Origin of the sequence: Sphingomonas lacunae, from assembly GCF_012979535.1 — a bacterium.
Taxonomy (GTDB): Bacteria; Pseudomonadota; Alphaproteobacteria; order Sphingomonadales; family Sphingomonadaceae; genus Sphingopyxis; species Sphingopyxis lacunae.
The window spans coordinates 1,403,572-1,415,011 of record NZ_CP053015.1 but is presented as its reverse complement, the minus strand read 5'-3'; the positions used below and the strand labels follow the sequence as shown (position 1 = coordinate 1,415,011).

The window sequence follows — 11,440 nt, the reverse complement described above, 5'->3', positions numbered from 1 at the left end:
GCTCTCTCCTCATCTCTCTTGCAGACAGAGTAGCCCAATTTTACCACTTAACAAGTGGTTTTAATTATCGTGACAAGTGGTCCGCTGAAAGGCTAGCATGGACGCCAATCAACGCACCTATCGCGCGACAGGAGCACAGGCGTGGCAGTCACCGAGGCATTGGACATCGAACGCGAATCAAAGGGTGGGCGGACCCGGCGGCGAATCATGGCCGAGGTACAGTCGATGATCGACGAGGTTGGCATCCACGCCATTTCGCAAGACGCCGTGGCACGCCGCGTCGGCATTACGCAAAGCGCGCTTCGCCACCATTTTCCGACGCGCGAAAGCATGTTCGACGCGATCTTCGACCATATCTTTAGTGGCTTCTACCTCTCGGCGGAGCGTGTTCTACTCGAACCAGGACATGATCCGCGCCAGCGCCTGCTGATGCTGTGCGAACTGCATCTCGACTATGTCGTCAGCGAAAGTGATCGCGTCGCACTGCAATCCTTCGCTCACTACGTCGACAATGCCGAATTGCTCGCCCGGCAAAGCGGCTGGTATCACTGGATTACCGATCATTATGCCGCCTTGCTCGGCGCAATCAGGCCAGAGCTTGATGGGACTACCTGTCGAGGCCGCGCCCTCGCAATCCTGACCATGAGCATTGGTGCCTGGATCACCATTGGTCGCTCACGCCCCGCTTGGCCCTCCTTGCCCGGCATTGCTGGCCGCGACGCCTTGTTGCGGGCCATCGAACATTTGATTGATGCGTAACCGCCACCGGGCACATTGACGATCACCAACCTTTACAAAGTGCGCTGATTCACCCCCACAGCCAGTCTCTCGACAAGCCCTGCTGCACCAGCCATCATGCTGCGCAAGACAAGCGACCCCTGGAGTGAGAGATGACCGTGCAGCCCGCCCCCCTTGTTGCCGAAGCAGAGGCTTTGCTGCCTGATCTTGTGGCGCTGCGCCGCGCCATTCACCGTGAGCCCGAACTGGGCCTGCACAACCCGAAAACGCGAGACAAGATCAAGGCGGCGCTCGCCGGCCTGCCGCTTGAACTGGCCGAAGGGCCGTCGACCACCGGCATTGTCGCGACGCTGCGCTGTGGCGGCGGCGGCAATGGCCGCACCGTGCTACTGCGCGGGGACATGGACGCGCTGCCGCTGATCGAGGAAACCGGCCTTGATTATGCCAGCGAGACGCACGGCGCGATGCATGCCTGTGGCCATGACACACATGTCGCCATGCTGGTCGGCGCGGCCAAGCTGCTCTGTGCCCGTCGTGACCAGCTGTCGGGCACCATCCAGTTCATGTTCCAGCCGGGTGAGGAGGGGCATCATGGCGCGCGCTATATGCTTGATGATGGCATCATCAGCCCGCTGCCCGACGCAGCCTTTGCCCTCCACGTCATGCCCAACGCGCCGCATGGCCTGTTTGCCGGGCGCGGCGGGCCGCTAATGGCCTCATCCGATGTGATCAAGATTGCCGTCCGGGGCGCGGGCGGCCATGCCTCCATGCCGCATGACGCGGTCGATCCGATCCCGGTCGCCTGCGCCATTGTCTCTGCCATCCAGATGATGGTGACGCGGCGCGTCTCGGTGTTCGATCCCGCCGTGGTGACCATCGCCAAGATCGTCGCGGGGACGACCAACAATATCATCCCCGAAGTCGCGCATATGGAGGGGACGATCCGTACCCTTTCGGCGCATCAGCGCGCGGCTGTCGCCAGGGAGTTACGCCAGCTGGTGCCCGCCATTGCCGCCGCCCATGGCTGCACCGGAGAGATTGAGATTATCGAGGGCTTTCCCGTGACGGTGTGCGATGACCGGGCCGTGCGCTTCGGGGCCAACGTGGTACGCGATACCTTTGGCGCAGCCTCATGGCGCCTGATGGACGCCCCTGTCATGGGTGCCGAAGATTTCAGCTATGTCCTCGAAAAGGTGCCGGGCGCGATGTTCTTCCTCGGCGCGAGCCACGAAGGGGACGATTGGCGTGCATGCTGCGGCCTCCACTCGAACCACATGGTCCTCGACGACAGCGTCATGGCCCGCGGCGCGGCCTGGCACGCTGCGGTGGCAGAACGCTTCCTGAACGAAGGGTTGGGGGTTTAAGGAACAAGCACCGTATCGCGCGCCTCGGGCAGGGTCATGGGATAGTCGGTAGTATAGTGCAGGCCCCGGCTTTCCTTGCGGGCCAGCGCGCTGCGAACGATGAGGCGGGCGACTTCGAGCAGGTTTCTGAGCTCGATCAGGTCGGGCGTGACGCGGAAGTGGCCGTAATAATCGTCGACTTCCTGCGCCAGCAAATTGACGCGGTGCATCGCCCGTTCAAGCCGCTTGGTGGTGCGGACAATGCCGACATAGTCCCACATGAAGCGGCGGATTTCGCGCCAATTGTGCTGGACGATAACTTCCTCGTCCGTTTCGGTAACGCGGCTTTCATCCCACGGTCGGATCGGCGGTGGTTCGGGGAGACTGGTGAAATTGGCGATGATGTCCCGCGCGGCCGCTTCGCCGTAAACAAAGCATTCGAGGAGGGAGTTGGAAGCGAGACGGTTGGCGCCGTGCAGGCCCGACATGGTCACTTCGCCAGCCGCATAGAGGCCCGGCAGGTCTGTCCGGCCTGCCTTGTCCACCACCACGCCGCCGCACGTATAATGCTGGGCGGGGACCACGGGGATCGGCTGTTTGGTGATGTCGATGCCGAGCCCGAGCAGCTTGTCATGGATGTTCGGGAAATGCTGTTTCACAAAGTCGGCAGGTTTGTGGCTGATGTCGAGATGCACATAATCAAGGCCCAGCCGCTTGATCTCGTGGTCGATGGCGCGGGCGACAACATCACGCGGGGCCAATTCCTCACGCGGGTCAAAGCGTGGCATGAAACGCTCGCCGGTGGTCGGCAGTTTCAGCTGGCCGCCCTCACCGCGAACCGCCTCTGTAATCAGGAAATTCTTGACCTCGAGATTGTAGAGACAGGTCGGGTGGAATTGCATGAATTCCATGTTGGCGACGCGCGCTCCCGCCCGCCAGGCCATGGCGATGCCGTCCCCGGTCGCGCCGCGTGGGGCGGTCGAGAAGAGATAGGTCCGTCCTGCCCCGCCGGTAGCGAGGATGGTGGCGCGAGCGGTGAACGCCTCAACCTTTTGCGTGGCGCGGTCATAAGCATAGACGCCCCAGACATGGCCGGCGCCGCTATAGTGTTCCTGATGCCTTCCGGTAATCAGGTCGACGACAACCATGTCAGGTTTGAGCGTGATATTGGGGTTGGCTGCCGCCGCCTTTTCCAGTGCCCGCTGCACCGCCGCGCCGGTCGCGTCATCGACATGGACGATGCGGCGGTGGCTGTGGCCGCCTTCGCGGGTCAGGTGCCACCGTTCGCCAAGGCTCAGGTTATTTCCTTCCTCCCCGGCATTGAACGGCACACCAAGTTCAGCCAGCCGCTCGATGGCGGCAGGCGCGTTTTCGACAACAAATTCGACCACATCACGTTGGTTGAGGCCCGCACCGGCCACCATCGTGTCCTCGATATGGCTTTCGAACGTGTCCCCGGCGTCCAGCACCGCAGCGATGCCGCCCTGTGCCCATGCTGTCGAACCATCACTCAACGCGCCCTTGGCAAGCACCAGCACCTTGTGCCGTTCGGCCAACGTCAGCGCAGCCGTGAGACCTGCCGCGCCGGAGCCGATGATGATGACGTCGTGGCCAGTCACCTGAGCCCTCCGATGGACAGACTCACGTTGGGACGGCCTTGGCAGAACTGGTCAGCTGGACGAACACATCCTCAAGATCAGCCTCACGAGTCGACACGTCTATGATGCTGAGGCCCGCCGACTGGGCAGCCGCCAGCACGTCCCCAGCGTTGGCGCGGTCCTTGTTGTAGCTGATGGTGATTTCCCGGGGAGCGGTCTGTTCGACCTTTTCGAAGCTGGCGTGGTGCGGCAGCGTCGCAACATCTTCGCCGAGCGTCAGCACCACCGCCTTTTCCCGCGCCATGCCGACGAGTTCCCGGGTCGGCTGATCGGTAATGACCTTGCCATGGTTGATGATGGCGATGCGGTCACACAGTTCCTCGGCTTCTTCGAGATAGTGGGTGGTGAGGACAACTGTGACACCCTGCCGGTTGAGCAAGCGGACATAATCCCACAATTGCTGGCGCAATTCGATGTCAACGCCGGCGGTCGGCTCATCAAGGACGATGATCGGTGGGGAATGGACCATCGCCTTAGCCACCAGCAGGCGGCGCTTCATGCCCCCTGACAGGGTACGGGCATAGGCATTGGCCTTGTCCTCTAGGCCGACGGCGCGCAGCAGTTCCATACTGCGGCGCTTGCCCTTAGGCACACCATAGAGGCCGGCAACGATTTCCAGCGTCTCTAAGGGTGTGAAAAAGGGGTCGAAGACTATCTCCTGCGGGACGATGCCAATCGATGCCTTGGCGTTGCGTGGGTGCTCGTCAATATCGAATCCCCAGATACTGGCCCTGCCGCCCGACTTGCGAACCATGCCTGAGAGAATGTTGATCAGCGTCGACTTGCCGGCACCATTGGGACCCAGCAAACCATAGATCATGCCGCGAGGCACAGAAAGGCTGACATTGTCCAGGGCCCGCTTGCCACCTTCATATGTCTTCGAAAGGCCATCGATACGGATTGCAATTTGATCGCTCATTTTGATCGCTTAATCCCTGAAGGGGCATAGCCAAAGCCAAAAGTCGGTAAATACCCTAGTAACCATGCCAGTGTACGGTATCGCAAGTGATGGCAGTTAGAACGGAAGCATGGGGACCAGCCTTTTGCCATTTATGCGACATGTCTCAATGTCGATCAGCGCCGCGATGGCGTCAGTGTTCGTTCCATTCGCACTGGCTGCCCCTGCGCAAGCGCAAACAGCTGGCGATAGCGAGGCTGCACGATCCGAAGCGATCATCTTGCGGCCGCTATCCTTCTTTCGGGTCCAGGATCTGGAGTTTGGCGATTTTGTGCCCGGTGCAACTGGCGGAGTTGTGCGAGTCCTCCCAAATGGAACCCGCACGGCCACTGGCTCAATCACACTAGTCGGCGCAAATCATCAGCCCGCGCGATTTGCGGGACTGGGCACCTTCAATCGCCAGGTCGACATATCAGTCTCTGCGAATAGCATCCAGCTGACCGGTCCTGGCGCGCCCATGACGCTTAGCCAGTTTGAGATCGGGTCGACGCCTACAGCCATCTTGACCACAACCCCGCTGCGCTTCCGCATTGCTTCGACAACTGGCATCTTTAACTTCCCCATTGGTGGACGGCTGGCGGTGAATGCCAATCAGGCGGCTGGCACTTATGCCGGGACTTTCGTAATCACTCTCAATTATCTGTAGATTGGCAGGTCCGCAGCAGGACCGAAGATTCTACCGATTGATCATTCACTTAACCATGTATCTAAAGTTTCAGGTCACCTTGCTAAGGTGATAGTGGCTCGGTGAAATGCCAACGATGCCGCATGTCGTGCTTTGGAGCCACAGCTATGACAATCATGGTCTGCTCATTGGATGAGGCTTTTGACGGGACTGCGCTCGATCAGGTTCAGCGCGACCCAGGAGTTAGAACATGCTGACGGGATTTACCGGCCTGCTGTTGGCTTCCACCGCATTTGTCGAAGATCAAGCCACCGCGACTGCGACAGCCCGGGCCGAAGTCCTGCAACAGATCAGCGCGGTCAACACTGCTGATCTTGACTTCGGCACAATTTCACGCGGCTCAATCGCCGGTCAGGTTACGATTGCAGCGGACGGCAGTGGTCGATCCGTCAGCGGTGGTGTGAGCGGCGCAGGTGGGAACCATCATCCCGCTCAATTTCTTGCATCCGGCACGCCCAACAGGACTTATTCCATCAGCCATGATGGCGGTGCGACCTTGACCAATGGAAGCGGAGGGACCCTCACAATATCGTCGTTGATGATTGATGGACCCACTACGCGCCAGTTTGACGCCAACGGCGAGTCGGTCATTGGCGTCGGGGGCGTATTGGCGGTGGCTGGAAACCAGGCCGAAGGCAGCTATTCCGGAAGTTTTTCACTGACAGTCGATTATCAATAGTCACAATAGACGCCGCCATTGCAGGTGGCGGCCGGCACTGCTAATCGCTTCGTGCCATGACTCAACCACCTGAAACATCCCGCACCAACTCTCCACGTGTCGCGTGCATGGGCGCCAGTGATGTCGCCGGGACCGCGTTAGGTCACCCGCGGGTGTGGCTGCAGATTGATTCGGCGATCGGCTACGCTGATTGTGGTTATTGCGACCGCCGCTTTATCCTTGCCGGTGGCCCTGCCGATCTTGGCCAAAGCGTAATCTCCGATGACGGGCATGACAGGGCGCATACAGCAAAAGCCTGATTGCACCGTTTAAGCACAAGCGCCCCTATCGCAATGGCCCACTGGCCGACTATATGATCGGCATGACACTGCATTCCGATACACGCTCCCTTCTTTATCGTCCGGGCCTACTTGATCCTGACGATGCGCGGCACCTCACTGCGGAGGCGCTAGCTGCAGCGGAAGACGGAGAGCTTTACCTGCAATATCGGGTGAGCGAATCGCTGGGCTTTGACGACGGGCAACTCAAGACAGCAGATTATTCGACAGACAGTGGCTTTGGCCTGAGGGCGGTTTCTGGAGAGATGACCGGATTTGCCCATGCTGGCGAAATCAGTGCGGCAGCAATCCGCCGATCGATGGCGACTTTGCGGCTGATCGATCCGGCGAAGCAAGCGCATACCGCGCCACCGCCGCGCACCAACCGGCACCTGTACACCGATGCCAATCCGCTCGATCTGGTGCCGTTTACCGACAAGGTGACACTATGCCAGATGATCGATTCAGCAGCTCGGGCGCGTGACCCCCGTGTCGTGCAGGTTTCAGTGAGTCTTGTTGGCAGCTGGTCGGTGATCGAGATTGTCCGGGCGGATGGCTTTACCGCCAACGACGTCCGCCCGCTGGTCAGGTTGAATGTGAGCATCGTCGCCGAGGAAAATGGCCGGCGCGAAAGCGGGTCATTCGGCATTGGCGGGCGGCGTCTCTATGATGATCTGCTCGAGCCGGCCACCTGGAACAGAGCAATTGACGAGGCACTGAAGCAGGCACTGACCAACCTCGCCTCGGTCGATGCACCGGCGGGAGAAATGACGGTGCTGCTGGGCCCTGGCTGGCCCGGCGTGCTTCTGCATGAAGCAGTCGGCCACGGCCTCGAAGGTGATTTCAACCGCAAGGGCACCAGCGCCTTTTCCGGCCGCATCGGCCAGAGGGTGGCGGCGCCGGGCGTGACAGTGATTGATGACGGCAGCCTCGCCTCCCCTGTATCGGGCGGTCGCCGCGGATCGCTGAGCATCGACGATGAGGGCACACCGACAAGCGAGACAGTGCTGATCGAGGATGGAATCCTGAAAGGCTATATGCAGGACCGGCTGAATGCCCGACTGATGGGCGTCGAACCGACCGGCAATGGCCGGCGCGAGAGCTTTGCCCACGCGCCAATGCCTCGTATGACCAATACCTTTATGCGCGGCGGCAAAGATGACCCGGAAGAACTGTTGTCGCGGATCAAGGATGGCATTTATGCCACCAGCTTTGGTGGTGGGCAGGTGGACATCGTCTCGGGCAAGTTCACATTCTCCTGTACCGAAGCGTGGCGGGTGAAGAACGGAAAGAAGATCGCTCCCGTAAAGGGCGCAACCCTGATCGGTGACGGACCGAGTGTGTTGACGCGGGTAACGGGAATTGGCAACGACATGGCGATCGACGAAGGCATTGGCATGTGCGGCAAGGGCGGGCAGAGCGTGCCGGCCGGAGTCGGTCAGCCGACGCTGTTGATCGACGGGATCACTGTCGGCGGAACGGCCGCGTGAGCGGAGACCCGCAGGACTGGGGCGATGCGGCAGCCTTTACAGTGCCAGCGAACTGGTTCGAACGGTTGCTGGGTTTCTGGTTTGTCGATCATGATCAGAGTCACTGGTTCAAAGGAGGACCAGCATTTGATGCCGAGGTTGCGCAGTTTGAACCTTGGAGGGAGGCCCTGCGCCATCGGCTGCCGGAGCATTTTCTGGGTGACGCGCAGACAGCGCTGGCGGCTGTGATCCTGTTCGATCAGGTGCCGCGCAACGTCCATCGCGGCAATGCGGAGGCCTTTGCCACGGATGCACTGGCACTGGCCATTGCGCGGGGCATTGTTGCCGCCGGATTCGATCACGGACTGTCAGTGGATGAGAGGTTGTTTTGTTATCTGCCGTTTGAACACAGCGAGCGGATAGAGGACCAGCTAGAGGCACTAAAGCACATAGGTGACCTTGGTCGTCCTGACCTAAGTGATTATGCGCAAAGGCATTTTGAGGTCATCAAGCGGTTCGGGCGGTTTCCGCACCGTAACGCCGCTTTGGGCCGTCCAGACCGTCCCGGCGAAGCCGAGGCAATTGCCGCCGGAGCCGACTGGTAAGCCATGTCGGCGGGCAATCCGGACGGCGGCGCTGCGCTGACCTTTGCCAGTTACAACATCCGCAAGGCGGTGGGCCTCGACCGGCGGCGCGACCCCGAGCGGATCATGCGCGTGCTGCATGAGATCGACGCGGATGTGATCGCCCTGCAGGAAGCCGACCGGCGCTTTGGCCGGCGCATCACCGCCCTGCCCCTGGGCCTGATTGATGAAAGTCCCTGGCGGGCCGTACCGCTCAACACCCGGCCAGACAGCATCGGCTGGCACGGCAATGCCATGCTGGTCCGCAAGGGGCTGGAGGTGCTGGGCGCCGAGGCGGTCCCGTTGCCCACGCTTGAGCCACGGGGCGCGATCTGCGTCGAGCTGCAAGCCGGAGCCCGCCGGTTACGCGTGGTTGGTATGCACCTGGACCTGTCAGGCATCCGCCGGCGTCACCAGATCCGTGCCATACTGGCCCATCTGCGGGCCTGTCCGGCTCCCTGCCCGACAGTGATGATGGGGGATCTCAACGAATGGTCCCCGGTCGGCGGTGCGCTGCGCGAATTTGCCGGCAGCCATGAAGTGTTGGCGCCAGGTCGCAGTTTCCATGCCCGGCGGCCGGTTGCACAGCTGGACCGCATCATCATTTCCCCGGACATCAGCGTAGAACAATGCGCCGTGCATCACAGCGCCACAGCCGCCGTGGCTTCAGACCATCTGCCCGTCTGGGCGCGATTGACGCCCTGATCGGGGAACGGCCGCCCAGTGCCCGGGCATGAGCCAGGCATGTGCCTGAAATTCGGGCAGCATCATTCCGGCAACGCACGAAAAACGGGCGCGCACTACCCGTAAAAGGTACAAGACTCGCCAAAGCGACCGGAATCCTGAACTGGCACGCTCCTTGCGAGGCATGATCATGCCACACAACTGCAAGGGGGGGCGCATGCGACTTATCATCGCCATCATCAAACCGTTCAAGCTCGACGAGGTCCGCGAGGCGCTGACCCAATTGGGCGTCACCGGCATGACTGTTTCCGAGGTCAAGGGGTTCGGCCGCCAAAAGGGCCAGACCGAAATTTACCGCGGTGCCGAATATGCCACCAACATGGTGCCCAAGGTGAAGATTGAACTGGTTTGCGACACCGACATCGCCGCTCGTGCGGTCGAGACGATCCAGCAGGCTGCCGGAACCGGCAACATCGGCGACGGCAAGATATTTGTCCTCGACGTCGCCGAAGCGGTGCGCATCCGCACCGGCGAAACCGGGGAGGCCGCGCTGTGACCGAAAATAGCAACGCCATCGCGACAAGCGACAAGAAAGGAACAAGGGGAATGCAGCGATTGCTCGCACGAACCGCCGCCTGGGGAGGCGCCGCAGCGGCGCTGGCCACCAGCGTCGGCGCCTGGGCGCAGGAGGCGGCGGAGGCTGTCGCTGCGACCGCCACAGACGCTGCTGCCGCAGCTGCTCCGGCAGCGGCAGAAGCAGTTGTCGCCACGGTAGACAAGGGCGACACGGCCTGGATGATGACGTCCACGGTTCTTGTCCTGCTCATGATCCTGCCCGGACTGGCGCTTTTCTATGGCGGCCTGGCCCGGACCAAGAACATGCTGTCGGTCATGACGCAGGTGGGCGCTGTCGCCTGTCTCGCCATGATCATCTGGGTGATGTACGGCTATGGCCTGGCCTTTGGCCCCGAAGGAAATGCCTATATCAGCTGGGGTAAATGGTTCCTGGCTGGCGTGGATGCGTCAAGCCAGGCCGCGACCTTCTCTGAGGGCGTCGAAATCCCTGAGTATGTGTTCATCAGTTTCCAGATGACCTTTGCGGCAATCACGGCAGCACTGGTTCTGGGATCGATGGTTGAACGCATCAAATTTTCGGCTGTCATGCTGTTCACGGCAATCTGGCTGACCATCGTCTATTTCCCGATTGCCCACATGGTGTGGGCCGGTGGCGGCCTGTTCTTCGAGATGGGCGCACTGGACTTTGCCGGCGGAACGGTCGTCCACATCAATGCCGGCGTGTCCGCACTGGTGGCCGCGGTCATCCTTGGCAAGCGCATCGGCTATGGCAAGGAAATCATGCCTCCGCACTCGCTGACGCTGACATTGGTGGGCACCGGTCTGCTGTGGGTGGGCTGGTTCGGTTTCAACGCCGGCTCTGCACTGGAAGCCAATGGCTCGGCCGGTCTGGCGATGATCAATACCTTTGTGGCGACCGCTGCCGGGGGCTTGTTCTGGATGCTGACCGAGCGCGTCAATGGCCACAAGGGTTCGGCTCTGGGCTTTTGTTCGGGCATCATCGCCGGGCTCGTCGCGGTAACCCCGGCTGCCGGCAACAGCGGACCGTTCGGAGCCATCATCCTCGGCGCCGTCTCTTCAGTGATCTGCTACTATGCCGTCACCTGGCTCAAGACCAAGCTGAAGTATGACGATGCGCTCGATGCCTTTGGCATCCACGGCGTAGGCGGCATCGTCGGCGCGCTCGGCACGGCTGTGGTCTTTGCACCCCAGTTCGGCGGCCCGGGAGATGGCAGCAAAGCGATCGGCGAACAGCTGCTCATCCAGCTCTATGCGGTTGGGACCACGGTCATCTGGGCTGCAATCGGCACAGCTATCGCCCTCTATGCCGCCAAGCTGACCATTGGTCTGCGCCCGACCGAAGAGGGCGAGCGCGAAGGTCTCGACCTCACCGACCATGGCGAGCGGGCTTACAACTATTGACCGACATGTCCGGCCGGGTCGGGGGGCCCGGCCGGATACAAACAAGAGACGCCACCCCCAGGCAGACCCTCTCGGGACCGTTGCCACCCTCCCTCTCCTCTCCCTTCCCGGGAAGGCGGGAGCGGTCCCCACCCAGGTTCCTCCTGCGAACCCACTGGCCGGAGCGCATTTCGCTCCGGCCATTTTTTGCAATCATATCAATAGTGAAACGGTAGGAATTGCGCGGGTTTCGCCGGACGCGCTGCGTCCCTGTTCATCTGGGTGTAATTTTTCTCTTTTCTAACGCCA

General features: G+C 61.2%; 12 protein-coding genes. 10 read left to right on the top strand and 2 right to left on the bottom strand.

The features are described from left to right. The first annotated feature begins 141 nt into the window (after positions 1–141). Positions 142–759: a TetR/AcrR family transcriptional regulator gene (locus GV829_RS06705; RefSeq protein ID WP_169945143.1), complete on the top strand. Its 618-nt coding sequence runs from the start codon at positions 142–144 to the stop codon at positions 757–759. A 131-nt stretch (positions 760–890) separates the two neighbouring features. Next, on the top strand, positions 891–2,102 hold the full coding sequence (locus GV829_RS06700; protein WP_169945141.1) for a M20 metallopeptidase family protein: 1,212 nt from the start codon (positions 891–893) through the stop codon (positions 2,100–2,102). Here the strand turns inward: GV829_RS06700 and nadB are convergent. Then, a complete protein-coding gene (gene nadB, locus GV829_RS06695) occupies positions 2,099–3,700 on the bottom strand; it encodes an L-aspartate oxidase (protein ID WP_169945140.1) in 1,602 nt (533 codons plus the stop codon). The two genes, GV829_RS06700 and nadB, sit on opposite strands and share 4 nt — an antisense overlap. Positions 3,701–3,722: 22 nt before the next feature. Next, the gene (locus tag GV829_RS06690) at positions 3,723–4,658 is read right to left on the bottom strand and encodes an ABC transporter ATP-binding protein (protein WP_169945138.1); all 936 of its coding nucleotides are present in this window, start codon (positions 4,656–4,658) and stop codon (positions 3,723–3,725) included. 148 nt (positions 4,659–4,806) lie between these two features. Between GV829_RS06690 and GV829_RS06685 the strand changes: the two genes are divergently transcribed. The 8 genes from GV829_RS06685 to GV829_RS06650 all read left to right on the top strand — a co-directional run bounded on the left by GV829_RS06685 (position 4,807) and on the right by GV829_RS06650 (position 11,152). Continuing rightward, positions 4,807–5,343, top strand: a complete 537-nt coding sequence (locus GV829_RS06685; RefSeq protein ID WP_246203096.1) for a DUF4402 domain-containing protein — start codon at positions 4,807–4,809, stop codon at positions 5,341–5,343. A gap of 229 nt (positions 5,344–5,572) precedes the next feature. After that, entirely contained in the window at positions 5,573–6,061 is a 489-nt protein-coding gene (locus GV829_RS06680; RefSeq protein ID WP_169945134.1) for a DUF4402 domain-containing protein, read from the top strand. Between the two features lie 56 nt (positions 6,062–6,117). Next, positions 6,118–6,360, top strand: a complete 243-nt coding sequence (locus GV829_RS06675; protein WP_169945132.1) for a zinc-finger domain-containing protein — start codon at positions 6,118–6,120, stop codon at positions 6,358–6,360. Between the two features lie 62 nt (positions 6,361–6,422). Further along, positions 6,423–7,868, top strand: coding sequence for a metalloprotease TldD (tldD, locus tag GV829_RS06670; RefSeq protein WP_169945130.1), 1,446 nt, complete (start codon positions 6,423–6,425; stop codon positions 7,866–7,868). Then, positions 7,865–8,452, top strand: coding sequence for a DUF924 family protein (locus GV829_RS06665; RefSeq protein WP_246203095.1), 588 nt, complete (start codon positions 7,865–7,867; stop codon positions 8,450–8,452). The genes tldD and GV829_RS06665 overlap by 4 nt, the downstream gene beginning before the upstream one ends. Before the next feature lie 3 nt (positions 8,453–8,455). After that, positions 8,456–9,175, top strand: a complete 720-nt coding sequence (locus GV829_RS06660; RefSeq protein WP_169945128.1) for an endonuclease/exonuclease/phosphatase family protein — start codon at positions 8,456–8,458, stop codon at positions 9,173–9,175. A 196-nt stretch (positions 9,176–9,371) separates the two neighbouring features. Further along, positions 9,372–9,710 carry a P-II family nitrogen regulator gene (locus GV829_RS06655; RefSeq protein WP_169945125.1) on the top strand — a complete coding sequence of 113 codons (339 nt, stop codon included), beginning with the start codon at positions 9,372–9,374 and terminating at the stop codon, positions 9,708–9,710. A 50-nt stretch (positions 9,711–9,760) separates the two neighbouring features. Then, positions 9,761–11,152 carry an ammonium transporter gene (locus GV829_RS06650; protein ID WP_169945122.1) on the top strand — a complete coding sequence of 464 codons (1,392 nt, stop codon included), beginning with the start codon at positions 9,761–9,763 and terminating at the stop codon, positions 11,150–11,152. Positions 11,153–11,440 lie beyond the last annotated feature (288 nt).